Here is a 15,694-nt window from a genome sequence, read left to right on the forward strand (position 1 = left end):
ACCACTATGCTTTTGGTTGATCAGCGGGAGCAAAGTCAGTCAGGAATCCAAAAGTCCGCTCCTGCACTCCGGCATGAGCAAGACCATGTTCGGCCAAAACAAAACGAATCGCTGCGGCTGCGTAGTCATCACCATGGCCCACCTTGATCTTCCCTTCGTCGGCCAGCTTCAAGCCCAGCTCGGCGAGAAGCGATGCCTGCGGAATGAGCTTGTGTAGCGCGGACATGTTGGCGATAGCTGTGCTGATGTCCTGCGCAAACACATCATTGATCTTGGATTTGTCGATCTGCGTTGCTTCCGAGCGGTCTACGCCGTCCCTCTCGCTCTGAAGCCGCTGGCAAAGCTTCAACAGTTCAATCCCCCGGTCAATCTGCCCTTTGTAGTCCACGTATCCACCCTCAAATGTTGAGTCGCTTTCGACAGGTTCCATCCCGCTCCAGCTCTCTCCGAACCGCACTATAGAGGTCCGAGGCTGTCGCGCTTTCCGGGAGGCCATGCAGCTTCATCAGCTCTTCGAGAGACCTGGCGCCCCAGGCGTCCTTCAAGTCTGAATATGGGGCTTCCTGTGGCACTCCATGGATTTGCTTTTGCACCTGCTCGTAGCTGCAACCCATCCTGGCCAGCTTGACGTTTTCAGGATCCGATAGAACCTCGGCGAGCAAGAGCCGGTTCTGTGCCGGCGTGCTAGTCGCAATCGGAACGGAAGAACAAGCGCTCAGCAAGATGGTCGACGCCAGCAGTACAGTATGTTTTAACATCAAATGTTTCAGCTCAGGCCGCCTTCTGTTGCGAAGCCTGAAACTCGGCCAGCACCTCACGCCGTTCACGTTCGGCCGCTCCGAGGTCTACCCCGAAATGTCTGGCAAGCAACTGTTCAGTCGTTTCCATCACCGGATAAAACTCGACGCCGCGAATACGCTCTTCCGACGAACAGATCGTCAAACCGTTCTCGTTGAGCCAATCGATGAATTCGCCAATGGCCTGAGAGTGACCGTGGACCTCCTCCATCTTGGCGAGCTGCGGATACTTGTCTGCGTCAATCATGTCCGAACCCTCTCATAAGCCGGCGAGACCGGCAGTCTGTTTCCCTGCTGCGATCGGCTCACGGGCTTACTGGAAAGGCATGGGTGAGTGTGCCAGCTACCGCAATCAGGATGAGGAACATCCCCGTGATTACCATCCCTGTCGCCGCCGCCGAGGTACCTGGCCCTCCGGAGCCCGCAAGCACTGCACCCCCGGAAATGACAAACATGCCGAGTACGGCAGCCAGAACTGGGCCGAGGTAAGTCGCGGATGCAAAGGCATACACGACTGCACCGGTGAAAATCGAATATCCGGCCAAGATCTTCGGGCAGGCCAGGAGTGAAGGCGATGTTCATGTTCGATGCCAAGGGGCTATTTCCGTGCCATTAGAGTTGATTGTCACTGCTGCGCCCGGCTTGGCTTCAGTAACGAATTGCGATGGCTTCTCGCTTTGCTTCGGCCGCAGCCTTCCGGTTCGCGCGGCTGCGTTTGGCCTGGGCTTTCTTGACTGCCTGCTCAGGTGACGTTGCGTCAATCTGGAAGATCTCGCACAGTTCGTAGTCTGGAGAGTCCGGTCTGCCACCATAGCTCCACGATCCATTCGGAAAGCGCACGACTGTCCACGTTCGGTTCATTGATTTATCTGTGGTCACTTGGTAACTGGATCCGCGCCCCAGCTCTTGCCTGACTGCGTTTCACCGGAAAGAACGATAGCGTCGCGCAACAGGAACGCCTGCCACTCAGAAGAGCCGCGGTGTGGTCCCATCGTGCAAAAAGCGTTCTCTTGCACGATCGAAAAGGACTCGCATCCTTCGATCGGGTGCTCTGGAGGATCGCCTTGGATCTGTTGAGAGTTGATAGTCATCGCCTTTGAGCCCACCAGTTGCTGGTCGGCATTCCTATAGAACAGTCAGCGTCAGACGCATGATATGTGCACATGTGCACCACGTCAACAGCAAGCCAGGCAACTGCATGGTCACCCCATTTCTCGGCACTAATGGTTCCTTCTTCGCCCGCCATCACGTCAATCTGGCAGTTAGGGGTCAAACTCTCGGGTGGTACGAGCCGCGAGACTGCGGCCACCACCCACTTGTCGCCTCTACGGTCCAGGTAGATACCATGCTCAACACCGTCGGTCGCGGTGAACGATACGGCGTGCGCGAAACCGGTGCTGTCGATAGCGTCCATCTGCCTTACGGGACCTGCGCTACTGAAATGCGCCCGGATATAAGCGGCGACGCCTTCTTCTGCGGTTACAGACTCGATCCGCTCGCCTTCCGGATAGTAGAAAACGTTCTGTGGAAACTGGTACATCGGGGCAGCCTGCCCCTCAAGATGGGTAGAGTGCATCATGGATTTTCGGAGTCTTCTTCAGAGTCCGAGGGAGCGGCAAGCAGCCGCCCACGCCCACGATTCGCGTTGCCCATACCCAACCACCTTTCTTGCGTTGGGTTGCAACTTCACGCAATAGCGGATCTTGCCGCCTGCAAACGTGCCGGCCTCTTTCTCCACGATCGCCTCTGGGTGCTTCGCTTTCACACGTTCCTTCGAGGTCATCAGATTCGTCCTCGCCTAGATCTGCCGGGGCAGCAGCTTTTCGAGCCTGGCTCGTGCAGAATCCTGGTCTACGCCCTTTGGCAAAAATGCATGCGGATCTGCAGCTGCCTCACGTAAGCAAGCGACAACCTCGCCCGGTTCCGCAGGACGTTGCTCCAGGCGGCAACTCATCGCCAATCCAACAATCAGTGCACGATCGCCTTCTGGCATCGACAGCAGTGACGGCCATACCAACTCCAAGCGGGACTTCGCGAGCGAACCAGCGTCCGATCCCGCGTTGTGAGCCACTTTTATTGCTACGCAGAACACGATAAGCGCAGCCGCCGCTAACCCCGATATCCGCTTCCATCCCAATTGCACTTTGTTCTTCCTACTTTCCTGGTACGTCACGGCTGCTTGGTTCTGCGGTCCCTCGCAACAGAAAAAGCCGCTGCCATCAGAAAGAAAACCGGCAGACCGATCAATTCAGAGCTACACCGTAGATTGCCGCAAACATCGTCCGGCCTTTTAAGAACAACATCACCACACTTACCATCGGCAGGAGCCAGATCGCCAAAACTGCAGAGATCATGACTGCCTCCATTGTTCCCGTCTATTGCACGGCCTTACGACGGGTGACGATCCAACCGGAGATCACAGCAGCTGGGACAGCCACACCGGCACCGAGCCGGCACAGCGCACGCATTAACCCTGTAATGGCTCCGGCTGGCCCATCAATCATCGCAACGTCCGGAAGGACGTAGCTGTAGCCAAAAGCAGAGAAGAGGCACATGCCAAGTGCCAGCGATAGAGCCGGCCATGCCGGGAACCCAACTTCCGCTGCTAACTTAGAAAACCATTTTCGAGTTACTCCGTTACGCATCCGTTTCCCCCTTGCGTTGGCCACGGTCGGCTGCCTCGGCGAAGACGCCAGCGGCTGTCAAGCCATCGCGCAACGTTGATCCATCCGCGAGCGTCAATTCTGTCGCGACACCATCGAGCATCACGACCACAGGGTGCTGCACCGCGCCACCCGCAATGGTGCGCGCTTGAATGCCACCTTCAAAGGTCTTGTGATCGTACATACCTGTTCTGGAGTGAGGCTGCCGGCCTCTATGCGGGGCGCTATGCGCCTTTATGACTTCCGCTGGGCGGAGCTGACGACTCTGCGAGCGGCAGACCTAGCCAACATCGCCTCTGTTTCCAAACGGTCCTTGCGCCGTGTGAGGAAACTCTTCGCCGCGTCGTACTTTGTCCACGTCAGCCATTTCGTGGCCACCAGCTCATCAACAATCCGCTGCATTTCCGGATCGCCTTCGGCAAGATGCACTAGGTACGCTTTCTGGGCCCGGCTTACTGGGCGCAGCAACTGTACCGCGCAGAAAATCCCCGTGACAGCGCAAGCAATCTGAACACCGGCTGGCAACACCGGAACGACGAACACCACGAAGGCAACTGCGACCGCAATCACCGACAATACTGCAAGTAAGAAAATGATTCTTTTCATATCTACCTCGCCTTTCCTGAACTAGAGCTGATGGAGCGCGGGCGCCAGTGCTGCTGGCCGAGGCCTGCCGCTTTTCTGCTTGGGCCGCGACTTTCCACCAGCAACGAACTTCTTGACCGCTTCCTTTAGCTTTTGAGGCCCGAGAGCGTCGAGCTTCGCGATTGCCGACGACCGAGCGAGTTCGGGACTGGCTTCGGCAACGCCGGGTACGCTTGTTCCGGTTTCGACATCCGATACAACCCACCTTGGCCAGAGACTTTGATCGCCGATCGCAACGTGAACCGCCCAGAGACGGTCGACATGTTCGAATGGAATACCCAGAGCCTTGACAGTGCCCCATGCAGTGCGGGCCTCGAACAAGAGGCCTTCCACACGCTGATGCGTTTGTGCCGTGTTGGGGATTTTTGTGGCCATGATTGGTCTGTCCGGACTAGTAGGAAGCAAGCTCACCATCGATAAATTCAAGGTACTCGTCGGCTTGGCACAGCACGGTGTCCAATGGATCCGTCTCGAACGATGTGTGGGTCGCGACCATCGAAAGGCTCGGCCTTGGATTGATGAAGAGGTAGCTAGACAGGAACCCTGCGCACGAAGCTTCGTCACGCTGAACGAACTCCGTTCCAACTACGCCGCAGGCCATCTTGATAGCGTCAAGATCGCTGGGTATCTTGCCCAGTTCGCCGTGGAAAGAATCACCCTTTTCACCACAGTGGTGTAAGTACGCCGCAAGGCTTCTCGCGGGCTCGGCATTATTCGGATCGCCGGACGCCTTCTGGTGTGCGGCGACGACCAGATCCATCAGCCATTCGGGTAGTTTCATCGGTGGTCCTTCGCCTCAGACTGCCTTTGTCGGCTCGCCCTGCCTCGTGACGCCCGGCGTCCACACGGCTTCCTCTTTGGCGATGCCAGGGTTGGTCTTTGCGAACCGCTTGCCAGCGGCGTAGGCCACCGCACCCAAGGTGCCAGGCGCCACGTTGGCAGTTCGCCGTAGGCCCGCATATCCATCCCAGAACGCCGCCCTATGCCCGGCTCCGCGATGCGGGCGGCTATCGTGATACAGCTCGCTCTTTGGATCAGCTGCAAGCGCAAGCAGCGACACGTAGAAGCGTTGCTTCTGCGGATCCTTGTAGCGGGGCTTTTCTTGTGTACTCACGATCCTTCTTCGTCTAGTTCTTGGGCTGGGTAGTAGCGCGCCACACTTCCAGCATATGCGCCATCGCTTCAGGGCCAACGCGATCAACTGCGTAGGCAATGGAATCGCTTGGCGCCAGCTCGCGCATGCGCCCCGAAGCAAGGGCCACATACAGACGCTCCCCGGGCGACAACACTCCGACGTGCTTGTAGTCGCCTTCCCACGCTTCACGCGCAATTTTGTCCAGCCGTTCGAAATTCATGGTTCTTTCCATTCTTAAACCTTGATTAGATGGCCTTCGCTGTGTCGAGTGGGATGTTCATACCAAGGCCGAAACACTCGCTACTTCGTGGCACGTGAGAACCGACCAGTTTATTGCGTCCCGAAGAACTACGGTGACAGCCAACAGATCGTTGCCTTTCCAGGCGCTTGATGTTCGCCCACTGTATTCGTGACATTGACTCTCGATGCGGTCTGCGCCCAAGGCTTTCGCCTTCGCTTCCAGCCATCGAGTCGCCTCCCTGTCAGCGTCAATCTGGTCGATGAATCGCATGAGCGCTTTTCCCAGTCGTCATTGAGCTTGCGATACGGGAACGCCGTTGGGCCGGATCAGGTAGGTGCGATCGCCATCCGTCTTGACCGTCCACTGCTCTTTGGTCCGGTCTTCAAACATGACCGACACCACTTTCTTGTCGAGCACGACACAGCCTTCCTCGCGCGGATTTCCCGACCAGTCGCGGGGGCACTTATCGTACCCGTAGACCCGCACGATGCGATCGCCTACGTTGAGGCGGATACCTGGAGCGAGCACCAAAGTCGGTGCACGATCCGAGCCAGAGACACGTTGCGCGGCTCGACCAATATCGGTCAGTACATCGGTGACGCCTGCACTTGCCTGTGAGCCCCCGAATAGCGCGAGCGCAGCAAAAACGGCCCTGAGGTTCCCTTTCACTCTGTTGCTCCTTATGCCGGCGCGGCCGGCAAATTGTCATCGGCTATTTAGAAGCGGATTTGCGTCAATGCGAGCGCAGCGGCCAGCAGCGTGCCAGAGCCCACTGCAGTCGCCTTGGAATGTAACTGGAATTCACGGAAGTAAACATCTAGCCCACTTGGCCCGCCGAAGCAGCCGTAGGTTAGCTCGATAGGGGGCTCGCCCCACTGCCAGACGGCCATCCCGAACAGGGCAAGCAACAGCGCCACGGCAAGAGGCTTGACCATCACAAGAATGTCTCGCATCTGAAATTCCAAGTTACACGACCATCTGCCCTCGATTTGGTGCGGCCTTGATCGGCAGCAACGATCAAAGGCATCACTGTTTCACATCGACCTTCACCGTCGGCAGCTGAATCACCAGGCCATTGGCCGAATAGTTCTTCATGGCCAGCAAATTTGCCGGCGCGGTGCCTTCTTCATTTGCGGGACCGCAGATCTGCTTGACCGACGTGTCCACGAACCGGTCGTTCTGCGGCCCCGCGCTGGCGAGATAGCTCTTACAAATCGACCCATCTGCGTTCTTGAACGTAGGGAGCGCAACCGTCGTATTGCCTTCGCTGACATACTCGATCGAAAGCATCTCCGGCGCGGCCGTTGTTGACGCTTGTACATGGCCAACGGTTGCAGTTAGAACGAAAATGGCGTGTAGAGCGGTCTTTTTCACTTCGAATTCTCCAAGAGGGCCCTGCTACCGGCAGGAGCGGTCCAAATCAGCGGCCGGTTCTTTACAACGTAACCTTCTCCAAGGCGTTCAGCGTGCAGGCTCGTCGGCCAACTTGCTAACAACAGCCGACGCAAGCACTGCCTTGGCTTGAGGCACCCATTCATGCCACCGCTCGTCGATGAGTTGCATGTACTCTTCGTCCGTCTTGCTTCGAGTCACTTCGATCCGTCCGCGGTTAACGCCATGGCGAAGCACTCCCTCTTTTTTGTCATTTCGGCGGTTGATAAACGCCATCATAGGTGCACATGTGCACCATGTCAATACCGCGAGTCGAGGGAGCGGTTGAAAGTCCGCCAGTCCCTTATCGGCAGTTTGGCTGGAAACTGCAATCCCACGATGGTTTTAGCCGCCCTCAGATGGTGCTGCTGTAAAAAGCAATCCTGCATCACACAGCTTCGTTGGATACAGGCCCACCGATCAGCCGGTTCAACTCGGCGCGCTTGATCGGCGCCGCGCCGCACATCGACAGCGTCTTTGCGGCTTCCACGGCACCCTTTAGCGACGACCGCATAAAACCCGCCACCACAGCGCGCGCGAGGTCCCCTGCTGCGCGGACGCCCTGGTCCGCTGACACCCCACCGGAGAAGCGTACGCACTGCACCGGCATCCGTGTACGTCGTGCCGCGGCCTGGACCGCAGCACGATCGCCCTGATGCAACGGCGCGATGAAATACGGCGAGTTGAATGCGTCGGCGTTCAGGGCCTCATCGACAAACCACACCCGTGCGTCGACGTGCCCCCACCGATCTTTGCTGACCCACATGACATAGGCCGGATGAAAACACTCGTCGCCCGGCGGCTTGCCACGCTCTTCCAAAGGCAAGCTCAGCCGATCGAGGAAGCTGCGCTTGGTCATGGCGCGAACCAGCATCGGTTGGCCCTGAATCACATCACAGACGTCCACTACGTCCACGTGGACCGCCGTCCCAGCAGGCGTACGGGCCTCAATGCGGCCATCCGGTAGCACCCTTTGGTGGAACAGAAAGGGCAGCTCGGGGGCACGGATGCCATAGACCTGCCGGTCGATCACCAGGTCACGGATCGTGGCGGCGTTGTTGATTTGCAGCCGATCCAACGACTTGAAATCGAGCATCTGGGCGAGCATCAGGATCCTCTTTTGGTGTAGGCACTTGTCCGCATCCTATGGTGCACATGTGCACCGTGTCAAGCACCCATGGACATGCCAATCTCCCGTCAGGTAGCCGCGCTGCAGCAATTCAGCCGTACAGATAAGTTGAGGGGTATGGACGAGCACAGTGCATGGACATCGCCATGGACATGGCTCGAACGGCGAAGCCGCCCAAAAACATGACCACTTTCGGTCTGTTGACGGCCTCGGCGACCCCCACCTATGATTGCTGCCGTTTGCCCGCGCCTTGTGCGCTCCGCAATGGACGACACCCCTTGCGCCGTCTAGGTTGCTCAGGGGCATACGTAAGGAAGTCTTGGGAGATCCGCTGCCATGAAAAGGGATGCGTTTCCGTTTGCCAGCGCCGACTTGACGAAAACGCTGTTGGCCTGCTGGCCTTTGCCCTTGGCCATCGTCGCGCATCGCAACAACATGCACGCGAGTGACCTAACCAAATTCCTGAACGAAGAGGTGCCGCTGGAAAGAGAAGCCCATGTCCAGTTGATGAAAACTCTGGAAATCCACTTCCATCGAAGCAAAGACCCAAACAAGCCTCCCACCGCTTGGGCGGCGGGGTCCTACGTACTGCTCGCATCCGACTCGCCGGACGACGTCATCACCCTGTACGACGTGTTGTCCTCCGACGGCGATGTGAACGTCAGCATCGAGCCGCTGACGGCCGATGGCGCTCGCCATCCTGACTGGCGCTTTCTGCTGTACAGCAGCCCGGATCCCTTCGCGCTTCAGCTGCTCGTGTTCCCGACCAACAGTCCAAGCGCGGTGCTGCTGGATCCGGCAAAATCAGACCGTCTGGCGGGCTATCTGGGGCCCCGTCCGGTCGATAATGGACTCTACAAGGCGATCGCCGGATGTTGGGATCATGTCATTCGGCACCCCGATGAGGCGAGCACCGCGGCCAGCCGCCTGTTGGTGGAGCAACATGACGCGCTCAAAGCGTTGGATCAAGCGATCACGGAGGAACGTCGCCTCGACTATCCCACTGACGAGGAGGGCTAGCCCCAAGGGGTGGCCTCCAGGCTCACGCCACGCTGTCACAGATCCAGCGAGTGCGATGGCACATCTTCCCGGACCTCACCCCTGAACTTCTCTGGCTGCAGATGCGCAGCCGCCCCAGGCATATGGAGATCGAATCGAACAACGTCCTCGCTGCACGTTGCGATAAGCGCCCGAATCGCTCGAATTGCCACGGGATCGCCGTTTTCGGCCATGTCCTTCACATGCTGGGCCGCCGCCTCGTCGTTGGGGAACTCGCAATCCTCGTCAACGCACTGCAGCCGGAGCTCGCGTTTGTCACCATACGTCTCGAACAGATTCCAGCTCTGCGCGGCCGCCGCATCGCTATCCGCTTCTGTCCAATGGTGACCAGGCGCCTTCGGATTGGCATCCACCCCGCCAAACGCCCGATCAAAGGCATCCAACGCCCGTCCCCAGTACGTCCGCTCCTGAGGGTCTGACCAGGCTTGTATGCGCGCATGTTCAAGCGCATAGCGCCAAATCGGCCTGTGCGTCTGAACATCGCCTCCAGTCTCTCTGTAGAGGCCTAGGCTGAGCGTGCGCTCGATCGCGCGGATCTCCTCGTCCCAATACCCGGTACCTCCCCAGTCCCGCGTTTCGCGGTATTCCAGCGGCGCCACCAACCCTGACCGCTGTGCGATGACAAGGGCATCGCACCAAGCCACATGGTGGGCAGAGAAATCCTCCTCGACCGCGCTCTTCAAGCTCTCGGGAGAGAACACCACGACGAATTTTCCCGGGGAGCCCGTCTGGGATAGGCGCGCCTCGATCCCTGTTGCCCTCAATTGCTCGATCTTGTCGAGGCCTCGCTCTCTCCCCATCTGGGCAAACGAAATCCCGCCACGCCCGTTTGGCAGGCCCAGTGCAAGATTGCCTCCCAATTGCGTTGCCGTATAGCCTTGGCCGACTCTGGCAAGGATGGCGGCGAGCCGGCGCTCCGGAGCGCCGCCGTCGGTAGCCGCCATGCGCTGGTCCAACTTCTGCCGTGCGGTATCCACCGCGGCGCGGATCACTTCGTCAGGCTCTCCCATAGGCAGCGTTGCAGCGTCGACGAGCTCCCGCACCTGGTCGACCCGGCTCGCCACTGGATCCTCCCCGAGCGCCGACAAGGCATTGAGTATGTCTTCCCGGCTCAGCAGCGAAGTGGGCGATTGCGGGTTCATGACGGGGATCCTTGCGAAAGTGTCTTTCGAATGTGGCACGGACTTTTCGATGCGAGTGTATGAGATCCAATTTTTCGGATCAAATCACGGCCAAAATTCGCAAAGACGTCTCACAATCGCAAAATTCCTTATATTTTTCCTCTCTCCCGCGCCGCAAATCGACGCCACCTGCTCGGACGGCGTCCAGTGCGTCGCCGATGCGTCAAGCTGACGTCACTTGGAACACTTGAGGTTGTCCAAACCGATGTTTTGCCCTATAAATGAAGCAATGAATTTCGTTGTGCTTTATTTATAGGGCATGAAGCTCTCCACACCCTTCTCCTTCCAGACCGAGGAAGCCTTGCGCACGATCGGCGCGGCCATCAAGACGGCCCGGCTGCGCCGCGGCGAGTCCGAGACGCTTGCGTCACAGCGCGCGGGAGTCTCGCGAAACACGTGGAGCCGACTCGAAGAAGGCCAGCCTGGCGTCGCCACTGGCCTGCTGATCGAAGCCCTGCTCACCTATGGGTTCGAGCAACAGGTATTCGGCTTGGCCGATCCGGACACCGACGAGATGGGCAAGCGCTTGGAGCGCCAACGCCTACCAAAACGAGGAAATGCACATGGCAGGGTCTAAGCGCGCAAACAAGTCGGTAGAGTCGCCGCTTTTCGTCTACACGGATATGGGCGGAGAGCTGGTGTGGGTGGGCACCCTGGACCTCGATGACAGCGCCGGTGACGCGCCCATGAACGTCCTCGCCGAGTTCAGGTATGCACCGACGTATCTGGCGCGCGCCGACGCGCAGCCACTCGATCCTCTGAATCTGCCACTACGAGAGCAGATCTACCGCACAACTAGCCGTTACCACGTGCTGGGTGTGTTGTTCGACTCCGCCCCGGATGCCTGGGGCCGTACGGTTCTTCGCGCCGACAATGATGGCGTCATGCCTTCGGAGCGCACGGTGTTTGTGCGCGGCCGCGGGCTCGCCGTCGGGAGCTTGTTCTTCGCACCGACTCAGCTGCCGGAAGGCACGCGTACTGCCGATGCGCTCCCCCCGCTCGATGACGTCGTGAGCCTGGACAATATTCTCACCCTGGAAACAGCGCTTGCGACCATCGATGCCGGCGGTCCGTTGGACGACGCCTGGCGCGACATGCTGTCGAGCTCCTGGGATATCGGCGGCGCGCGGCCCAAGGCGATCGTGCGCGATTCGGACAATGGTCTGTGGATCGCCAAATTCCCCCGGGAAAAAGACTCCTATGACAGGCAGCGTGTGGAATGGGCCAACCTTGCCATGGCGCGCGATCTTGGCATGCACGTCCCGGAGACGCGTTTGCTCGAAGTCGAGCAAGGTGCGGTGCTGCTCGTCCGGCGCTTTGATCGGGAGGTCGTCAATGGCGCGTTGCTGCGCAAGCACTACATCAGCGCCGCGTCACTGGTAAGCCCGGCCCCGGACTTCGATAAGCGGCTCATGGATCAACCGATTGGCGCCGCCACATTCTCCTATGCACGGGTGGCGGACATCATCCGCCGCGTCTCGCCAAGCCCGGCACATGACCTGCAGGAGCTGTATGGGCGCATGGTGCTGAATGTCTGTGTGCACAACACTGACGACCACCTCAAGAACACCGGCTTTTTGCTGGAAACCGGCGGCCGCGGTGCAGGTGGTCTGCGACTCTCGCCCTTGTTTGACGTCGTCACCCAGGAAGGGTCGAGCAAGCACATGCTGCACATTGGCCCGTCCGGGCGCGAAAGCAGCTTCGAAAACGCGCTCGCAGGCGCAGCACGGATGCACATCCGGCCCGCTGCCGCGCGGGAGATCCTCACGAGGGTCAAGGAAGTCGTCGCGCGACGACACGAGTACTACCGCCAGGCGCGACTGAGCGATCGAGAGATCGCCATTGTCGAGCAGACGCTCAGCGCCTGGCGCCACACTGCGCAGCCAGGCACCAAGCCAGAATCAACGAACCAGGAGCCAGCCTCTTCGGAGCCGTGAAGCTCCGGCGTAGCTCAGGACTTTTCGTGTTTGAACGCGATCACATTGCGCAAGGCTTCATCGACACCGCCTTTGTCCTTGAAGTCCTGCCACATCTTGTAATGCGGCGCGCAGTAGTGCAATTCCGGTCCGATCTCATGTGCGTGCTCGCCACACATCGAGCGGTCGCACGTCTTGCCATCGCCAACGGGATAGTCGCAAAGGAAACTGCCAACTGCAGCGCAGTCGGCGCAGTGTGGACCGAAGTCCCCACACAAGAACATACGCTGGCCAACGCTTCCCTCCTTGGCCGCGCAATACTCTTCCCAGCTCCCGATATAGCCGACGCGCTTCCAGGTCTCGTATTCCTCCTGGCTTGGAGGCTTGATGGTCTCGGTGTAGCACGGCATGGCCGTATTGTCTCCAGTAAGGAAGCCGCTTACGGCCGCCCGGCCGACACCGCGCCGGACATGCACCGCAGCATCTGCCCCATGCGAGGGAGGGCATGATCAGCAAACGCGATGAGCACAGGATCGATGAGCGACGCCAAGCGCAAGCGATGGCGCGCGAAGGTATCGCGGGCCCTGGCTCCAGAGAGAAACTGAACGCAAGCGAACCAGGAGAAACCGTTGCCCAGGTGCTGGCGTAACACGCGATTCAACCCTTGCACGTCAGGCAAGGCGTCGGCCGCGGCCTCGTGCACGACCATAATTCCGGCGACAAGCTTCAGCACATCGGCGCGATCAGCACTAGGAAGCTCTGTACGCAAAGCAGCCTCAAGTCCCGCCATGGTGGCCGACAGACGGCTGCAGAACGAACTCCAGCTCGCGGTGGTCATGCTATACCAGCATCCGATGGATTGCTTCTCGGATCTGCGCGGCGTGGCTGGACACCGCATCAGCATGGTCGGCAGCAGCCTTCTGCAGATACACGCCGAGCACGCCGCGAATCCGTCCGATCGCATCCTGAATTCGGACGGCATGATCTTCATAGAGCGCTGAGCGCAACACCACCAGCATCCACTTGTCCGATGACTCGCAATTGCCGAGAGAGGTGTCCTCTCCCAAAATTGCGATACCGCGTCCGGATAGCGGAAGGAAATCCTCTCGCAACATGCTCTTGGCCTGCGCTACGACAATTGCGTGAGCGATTTCACGATTGTCCGATGTGGTACTCGCACTCACCTCAAGAACAGGGCGCAGCAGCGCCATTGCGTGTGCCGCGCCTTCCACCTCAACTTGAGTCGCGTCGTCGCGCATCTCAACCAGAAAACCACCGATCAGTTCAGAAGCCATGTACTTATCGCAAATGATTTAGGAAACTCACTATAGGCGCGTCAACCTGACATGGCTGCGCCACCCGCCAACTGATGTTCTCCACACCACAGACATATCTGCGAACTCCCATTGTGAAGGTAGCGATCTCCGCCAAGAAAATGCTCTTGGTGCTCTGGATCGATCGCGCAGCGCCCCACTTTCAGGTAGCGATCCCAGAACCCCTCAACACGTATCAGCGTGCCAGCGCCAAAGCAATCCGCAAATGACGAATTCGCACGCACACGATAGATGTGTTCGGCATGTCCCCCATCCCGAAAAAAGTGCGCGCGCTTCTTCATCCAGGCGTACAGATTTGGAGAGTATGCCTGCGACTTTGACGGGTCGATGTCGTCGAGGTTCATCGTGGGATGCCCCACAAGCAATGCCATCGTGAGCATCAGGCAGCCTCCTTCATCCTCATCAAATCACCGTAGCGGCCCAGTACGTCATCGGCCGTCAAAAATCCCGCTTCGATCCCCACCAAGCTGGATACGCGGCGACGAACCTTCGCGATGAGCTCTGCCTCCTGCGCCGTCGGCATGGCAGTCGGCCATCCTGCTTCGTAAAGCAGGTGCTTCGGCAGCTCACTTTCGATCATCTGGCGCTCGACTGCGGCGGCCTTCGCGCGCGTCACGCGTTGAAGCAACTCCGTCGAGAGCAGGTGCGGCGCCACATCTGCGAGCCAGTTGTTGCCCTGGAAGGCAAAGGTGGAATCGGCTTCCAATTCCACCATCATGCAGTAGAGATCGTGGTTGTCTTCGCAGCCAGCAGCTGCTCGCAGGTCTTGCATGGCTGACATGATGCAGAACGCGCAACTCACTCTGCTCACACCGTATTTGAGGTAAGCCTCGTGAAGTTCGAGACCCGCTGCGCGAATGGCAAACAGCACATCCTCCAAGGGCCACTCGATAATGGCGTTCCAGGCCACACCAGCATTGCCACGGCGCTGCAGTTTCGCGAGAGGCGCCGCGACAGCCATCTTGGCGCGTGCTGGACTCTCCTGCCGGCGAATACCGGACACGTTGATGATGTCCCGTCCGCTGAATCGCTTCTTGAGCGCGGCCGTGATCTGGTCGACCTTCAACTCCGACGTGCAAAAACGCATCGACGGAGTGCTCCACGGCAGGATGAGCTTGACGCAGGAAAGGCTTGCGTACCGCGCGACGTTGTTCTCCCAGCGCCCTTGCCAGCGGGACAACATGTCCCCCGCTTTACGCTTGACGACAATGAGCTCCCAGCCCAACCGCTGCGCAAGGCGCTCGCAGTTCGGCAAGGAATCCCGCCACTCCACCCGGCCTAGGTCAGCGTGAACCAGAACCCGCGGGCCGGCATGCCCGATCTGATTCAGGTAGCGATCCGTCGCGATCGCACACGCATCCGAATCTTTCCCGCCTGAAACGCCAACCGCCACGACACAATTGGCAGCGAGGAGCTGCTCAATCTCTGGCGTCACCGCGACTTCATTTGGCTTGCCACGACTGGCGAGACCCCAGTGAACCGGTGTTTCACTCATCTTGTTCGGATTCCTGCTTGTCAGACAGCGTTGCACTGATTCTGAAGAATCAGGATCAAGCCTTTAGGCTCGCGGTCGCTCTCCGCGAACTCCGGAGCAACTCGATGGCTCGGACGTTCGACAAACGCGCCTTCCTCAAACACCGCTTTTGTGCCGAGCCCGACGTACTCAACGAGCGCGCCATCAACGAGCAGATCACCTTCCTTCTCAAACTCGCAATACCACTGCGCTTCTTTGGGCGACACGGGATTCAGCATTCCGTCAAAGAAGATGGTGTTGTGTTGCTCGATTGCTGCTTTCACTGCTTTGATGGTCAGTTGCATGATTGCCCTCATTAGCGCCCGCACATTGAGCAATCATCATAGGTGCACTTGTGCACCATGTCAATCTACCGATACTACGTGGAAATGGATGACATCCACGCTGCACGCAATCACACGCCCTTGCGCTTCGACGATTCACGGTCCTCGGCCGTCCGCTGGTCAACCCAAGCTTCGATCTTCGGCAGTAGGGACAGCAGGTCCTCGCCGTACATCCAAGCGGTGCTGTAGTAACCCCAGCTGGTGAAGCAGCTGTCATCATCGCCTTCGAAACGACGAACGGGGGTTGCGACTTGCACGAGCAAGCCGAACATCCGCTTGCGGCGTAGATGTTCGAAGAGCTCTTCA

General features: G+C 58.9%; 26 protein-coding genes and 1 pseudogene. 4 read left to right on the forward strand and 23 right to left on the reverse strand.

The window, feature by feature from the left end; genetic code table 11:
* Positions 1–4 precede the first annotated feature (4 nt).
* Both JHD73_RS16775 and JHD73_RS16780 read right to left on the reverse strand, forming a co-directional pair.
* Entirely contained in the window at positions 5–430 is a 426-nt protein-coding gene (locus JHD73_RS16775) for a hypothetical protein (RefSeq protein ID WP_199031402.1), read from the reverse strand.
* A 341-nt stretch (positions 431–771) separates the two neighbouring features.
* The gene (locus JHD73_RS16780) at positions 772–1,044 is read right to left on the reverse strand and encodes a hypothetical protein (protein WP_199031403.1); all 273 of its coding nucleotides are present in this window, start codon (positions 1,042–1,044) and stop codon (positions 772–774) included.
* Between the two features lie 275 nt (positions 1,045–1,319).
* On the opposite strand from JHD73_RS16780, the gene JHD73_RS16785 reads away from it, so the two are divergent.
* A complete protein-coding gene (locus JHD73_RS16785; RefSeq protein WP_199031404.1) occupies positions 1,320–1,547 on the forward strand; it encodes a hypothetical protein in 228 nt (75 codons plus the stop codon).
* A 337-nt stretch (positions 1,548–1,884) separates the two neighbouring features.
* Here the strand turns inward: JHD73_RS16785 and JHD73_RS16790 are convergent, their stop codons facing one another.
* From JHD73_RS16790 to JHD73_RS16850, 13 genes are all read right to left on the reverse strand, one after another.
* Positions 1,885–2,376, reverse strand: a complete 492-nt coding sequence (locus JHD73_RS16790; protein ID WP_199031405.1) for a hypothetical protein — start codon at positions 2,374–2,376, stop codon at positions 1,885–1,887.
* Positions 2,377–2,394: 18 nt separating this feature from the next.
* Positions 2,395–2,580, reverse strand: a complete 186-nt coding sequence (locus JHD73_RS16795) for a hypothetical protein (RefSeq protein ID WP_199031406.1) — start codon at positions 2,578–2,580, stop codon at positions 2,395–2,397.
* 854 nt (positions 2,581–3,434) lie between these two features.
* Positions 3,435–3,644, reverse strand: coding sequence for a hypothetical protein (locus JHD73_RS16800; protein ID WP_199031407.1), 210 nt, complete (start codon positions 3,642–3,644; stop codon positions 3,435–3,437).
* 50 nt (positions 3,645–3,694) lie between these two features.
* Positions 3,695–4,066 carry a hypothetical protein gene (locus JHD73_RS16805; RefSeq protein WP_199031408.1) on the reverse strand — a complete coding sequence of 124 codons (372 nt, stop codon included), beginning with the start codon at positions 4,064–4,066 and terminating at the stop codon, positions 3,695–3,697.
* Positions 4,067–4,087: 21 nt separating this feature from the next.
* Positions 4,088–4,480, reverse strand: coding sequence for a hypothetical protein (locus JHD73_RS16810; protein WP_199031409.1), 393 nt, complete (start codon positions 4,478–4,480; stop codon positions 4,088–4,090).
* A gap of 16 nt (positions 4,481–4,496) precedes the next feature.
* The gene (locus tag JHD73_RS16815; protein WP_199031410.1) at positions 4,497–4,886 is read right to left on the reverse strand and encodes a hypothetical protein; all 390 of its coding nucleotides are present in this window, start codon (positions 4,884–4,886) and stop codon (positions 4,497–4,499) included.
* A gap of 15 nt (positions 4,887–4,901) precedes the next feature.
* Positions 4,902–5,219 (reverse strand): hypothetical protein, encoded by a 318-nt coding sequence (locus tag JHD73_RS16820; RefSeq protein WP_199031411.1) that lies wholly within the window; start codon positions 5,217–5,219, stop codon positions 4,902–4,904.
* A 13-nt stretch (positions 5,220–5,232) separates the two neighbouring features.
* The gene (locus JHD73_RS16825) at positions 5,233–5,460 is read right to left on the reverse strand and encodes a hypothetical protein (protein ID WP_199031412.1); all 228 of its coding nucleotides are present in this window, start codon (positions 5,458–5,460) and stop codon (positions 5,233–5,235) included.
* 309 nt (positions 5,461–5,769) lie between these two features.
* Positions 5,770–6,150, reverse strand: a complete 381-nt coding sequence (locus JHD73_RS16830) for a hypothetical protein (protein ID WP_199031413.1) — start codon at positions 6,148–6,150, stop codon at positions 5,770–5,772.
* Between the two features lie 47 nt (positions 6,151–6,197).
* Positions 6,198–6,434: a hypothetical protein gene (locus JHD73_RS16835; RefSeq protein WP_199031414.1), complete on the reverse strand. Its 237-nt coding sequence runs from the start codon at positions 6,432–6,434 to the stop codon at positions 6,198–6,200.
* 73 nt (positions 6,435–6,507) lie between these two features.
* Positions 6,508–6,855, reverse strand: a complete 348-nt coding sequence (locus tag JHD73_RS16840; protein WP_199031415.1) for a hypothetical protein — start codon at positions 6,853–6,855, stop codon at positions 6,508–6,510.
* A gap of 87 nt (positions 6,856–6,942) precedes the next feature.
* Positions 6,943–7,152: a hypothetical protein gene (locus JHD73_RS16845; protein WP_199031416.1), complete on the reverse strand. Its 210-nt coding sequence runs from the start codon at positions 7,150–7,152 to the stop codon at positions 6,943–6,945.
* Positions 7,153–7,300: 148 nt separating this feature from the next.
* Entirely contained in the window at positions 7,301–8,020 is a 720-nt protein-coding gene (locus JHD73_RS16850; protein WP_199031417.1) for a hypothetical protein, read from the reverse strand.
* Positions 8,021–8,377: 357 nt separating this feature from the next.
* Here JHD73_RS16850 and JHD73_RS16855 point away from each other — a divergent pair, with 357 nt between their 5' ends.
* Positions 8,378–9,061, forward strand: a complete 684-nt coding sequence (locus tag JHD73_RS16855) for a hypothetical protein (RefSeq protein WP_199031418.1) — start codon at positions 8,378–8,380, stop codon at positions 9,059–9,061.
* A 35-nt stretch (positions 9,062–9,096) separates the two neighbouring features.
* Here the strand turns inward: JHD73_RS16855 and JHD73_RS16860 are convergent, their stop codons facing one another.
* The gene (locus tag JHD73_RS16860) at positions 9,097–10,242 is read right to left on the reverse strand and encodes a hypothetical protein (RefSeq protein ID WP_199031419.1); all 1,146 of its coding nucleotides are present in this window, start codon (positions 10,240–10,242) and stop codon (positions 9,097–9,099) included.
* Between the two features lie 298 nt (positions 10,243–10,540).
* Between JHD73_RS16860 and JHD73_RS16865 the strand changes: the two genes are divergently transcribed.
* Together JHD73_RS16865 and JHD73_RS16870 are read left to right on the forward strand one after the other, a co-directional pair.
* A complete protein-coding gene (locus tag JHD73_RS16865) occupies positions 10,541–10,858 on the forward strand; it encodes a helix-turn-helix transcriptional regulator (protein ID WP_199031420.1) in 318 nt (105 codons plus the stop codon).
* On the forward strand, positions 10,845–12,218 hold the full coding sequence (locus tag JHD73_RS16870) for a type II toxin-antitoxin system HipA family toxin (protein WP_199031421.1): 1,374 nt from the start codon (positions 10,845–10,847) through the stop codon (positions 12,216–12,218). Before JHD73_RS16865 ends, JHD73_RS16870 begins: the two co-directional genes overlap by 14 nt.
* Before the next feature lie 14 nt (positions 12,219–12,232).
* On the opposite strand, the gene JHD73_RS16875 is transcribed toward JHD73_RS16870, so the two are convergent.
* The 7 genes and pseudogenes from JHD73_RS16875 to JHD73_RS16905 form a co-directional block, all read right to left on the reverse strand.
* The gene (locus JHD73_RS16875; protein WP_199031422.1) at positions 12,233–12,607 is read right to left on the reverse strand and encodes a hypothetical protein; all 375 of its coding nucleotides are present in this window, start codon (positions 12,605–12,607) and stop codon (positions 12,233–12,235) included.
* A 29-nt stretch (positions 12,608–12,636) separates the two neighbouring features.
* Positions 12,637–13,035, reverse strand: a complete 399-nt coding sequence (locus tag JHD73_RS16880; RefSeq protein ID WP_199031423.1) for a hypothetical protein — start codon at positions 13,033–13,035, stop codon at positions 12,637–12,639.
* A 1-nt stretch (position 13,036) separates the two neighbouring features.
* Positions 13,037–13,492, reverse strand: a complete 456-nt coding sequence (locus tag JHD73_RS16885; RefSeq protein ID WP_199031424.1) for a hypothetical protein — start codon at positions 13,490–13,492, stop codon at positions 13,037–13,039.
* Between the two features lie 41 nt (positions 13,493–13,533).
* Positions 13,534–13,911, reverse strand: coding sequence for a hypothetical protein (locus tag JHD73_RS16890; RefSeq protein WP_199031425.1), 378 nt, complete (start codon positions 13,909–13,911; stop codon positions 13,534–13,536).
* Positions 13,911–15,026: a phosphoadenosine phosphosulfate reductase family protein gene (locus JHD73_RS16895; protein ID WP_199031426.1), complete on the reverse strand. Its 1,116-nt coding sequence runs from the start codon at positions 15,024–15,026 to the stop codon at positions 13,911–13,913. Before JHD73_RS16895 ends, JHD73_RS16890 begins: the two co-directional genes overlap by 1 nt.
* Positions 15,027–15,046: 20 nt before the next feature.
* A complete protein-coding gene (locus JHD73_RS16900) occupies positions 15,047–15,349 on the reverse strand; it encodes a hypothetical protein (protein WP_199031427.1) in 303 nt (100 codons plus the stop codon).
* A 110-nt stretch (positions 15,350–15,459) separates the two neighbouring features.
* Positions 15,460–15,694 (reverse strand): annotated as a pseudogene (locus JHD73_RS16905) (hypothetical protein); the annotation flags it as partial.

Source organism: Ralstonia sp. ASV6 (assembly GCF_016429285.1).
Lineage (GTDB): Bacteria > Pseudomonadota > Gammaproteobacteria > Burkholderiales > Burkholderiaceae > Ralstonia > Ralstonia flaminis.

What these genes read in the sequence shown, in the direction of transcription:
- JHD73_RS16775 (WP_199031402.1), bottom strand. Translation starts at nt 430, where the DNA reads ATGGAACCTGTCGAAAGCGACTCAACATTTGAGGGTGGATACGTGGAC.
- JHD73_RS16780 (WP_199031403.1), bottom strand. Translation starts at nt 1,044, where the DNA reads ATGATTGACGCAGACAAGTATCCGCAGCTCGCCAAGATGGAGGAGGTC.
- JHD73_RS16790 (WP_199031405.1), bottom strand. Translation starts at nt 2,376, where the DNA reads ATGATGCACTCTACCCATCTTGAGGGGCAGGCTGCCCCGATGTACCAG.
- JHD73_RS16795 (WP_199031406.1), bottom strand. Translation starts at nt 2,580, where the DNA reads ATGACCTCGAAGGAACGTGTGAAAGCGAAGCACCCAGAGGCGATCGTG.
- JHD73_RS16800 (WP_199031407.1), bottom strand. Translation starts at nt 3,644, where the DNA reads ATGTACGATCACAAGACCTTTGAAGGTGGCATTCAAGCGCGCACCATT.
- JHD73_RS16805 (WP_199031408.1), bottom strand. Translation starts at nt 4,066, where the DNA reads ATGAAAAGAATCATTTTCTTACTTGCAGTATTGTCGGTGATTGCGGTC.
- JHD73_RS16810 (WP_199031409.1), bottom strand. Translation starts at nt 4,480, where the DNA reads ATGGCCACAAAAATCCCCAACACGGCACAAACGCATCAGCGTGTGGAA.
- JHD73_RS16815 (WP_199031410.1), bottom strand. Translation starts at nt 4,886, where the DNA reads ATGAAACTACCCGAATGGCTGATGGATCTGGTCGTCGCCGCACACCAG.
- JHD73_RS16825 (WP_199031412.1), bottom strand. Translation starts at nt 5,460, where the DNA reads ATGAATTTCGAACGGCTGGACAAAATTGCGCGTGAAGCGTGGGAAGGC.
- JHD73_RS16835 (WP_199031414.1), bottom strand. Translation starts at nt 6,434, where the DNA reads ATGCGAGACATTCTTGTGATGGTCAAGCCTCTTGCCGTGGCGCTGTTG.
- JHD73_RS16845 (WP_199031416.1), bottom strand. Translation starts at nt 7,152, where the DNA reads ATGATGGCGTTTATCAACCGCCGAAATGACAAAAAAGAGGGAGTGCTT.
- JHD73_RS16850 (WP_199031417.1), bottom strand. Translation starts at nt 8,020, where the DNA reads ATGCTCGCCCAGATGCTCGATTTCAAGTCGTTGGATCGGCTGCAAATC.
- JHD73_RS16855 (WP_199031418.1), top strand. Translation starts at nt 8,378, where the DNA reads ATGAAAAGGGATGCGTTTCCGTTTGCCAGCGCCGACTTGACGAAAACG.
- JHD73_RS16860 (WP_199031419.1), bottom strand. Translation starts at nt 10,242, where the DNA reads ATGAACCCGCAATCGCCCACTTCGCTGCTGAGCCGGGAAGACATACTC.
- JHD73_RS16865 (WP_199031420.1), top strand. Translation starts at nt 10,541, where the DNA reads ATGAAGCTCTCCACACCCTTCTCCTTCCAGACCGAGGAAGCCTTGCGC.
- JHD73_RS16870 (WP_199031421.1), top strand. Translation starts at nt 10,845, where the DNA reads ATGGCAGGGTCTAAGCGCGCAAACAAGTCGGTAGAGTCGCCGCTTTTC.
- JHD73_RS16875 (WP_199031422.1), bottom strand. Translation starts at nt 12,607, where the DNA reads ATGCCGTGCTACACCGAGACCATCAAGCCTCCAAGCCAGGAGGAATAC.
- JHD73_RS16880 (WP_199031423.1), bottom strand. Translation starts at nt 13,035, where the DNA reads ATGACCACCGCGAGCTGGAGTTCGTTCTGCAGCCGTCTGTCGGCCACC.
- JHD73_RS16885 (WP_199031424.1), bottom strand. Translation starts at nt 13,492, where the DNA reads ATGGCTTCTGAACTGATCGGTGGTTTTCTGGTTGAGATGCGCGACGAC.
- JHD73_RS16890 (WP_199031425.1), bottom strand. Translation starts at nt 13,911, where the DNA reads ATGCTCACGATGGCATTGCTTGTGGGGCATCCCACGATGAACCTCGAC.
- JHD73_RS16895 (WP_199031426.1), bottom strand. Translation starts at nt 15,026, where the DNA reads ATGAGTGAAACACCGGTTCACTGGGGTCTCGCCAGTCGTGGCAAGCCA.
- JHD73_RS16900 (WP_199031427.1), bottom strand. Translation starts at nt 15,349, where the DNA reads ATGCAACTGACCATCAAAGCAGTGAAAGCAGCAATCGAGCAACACAAC.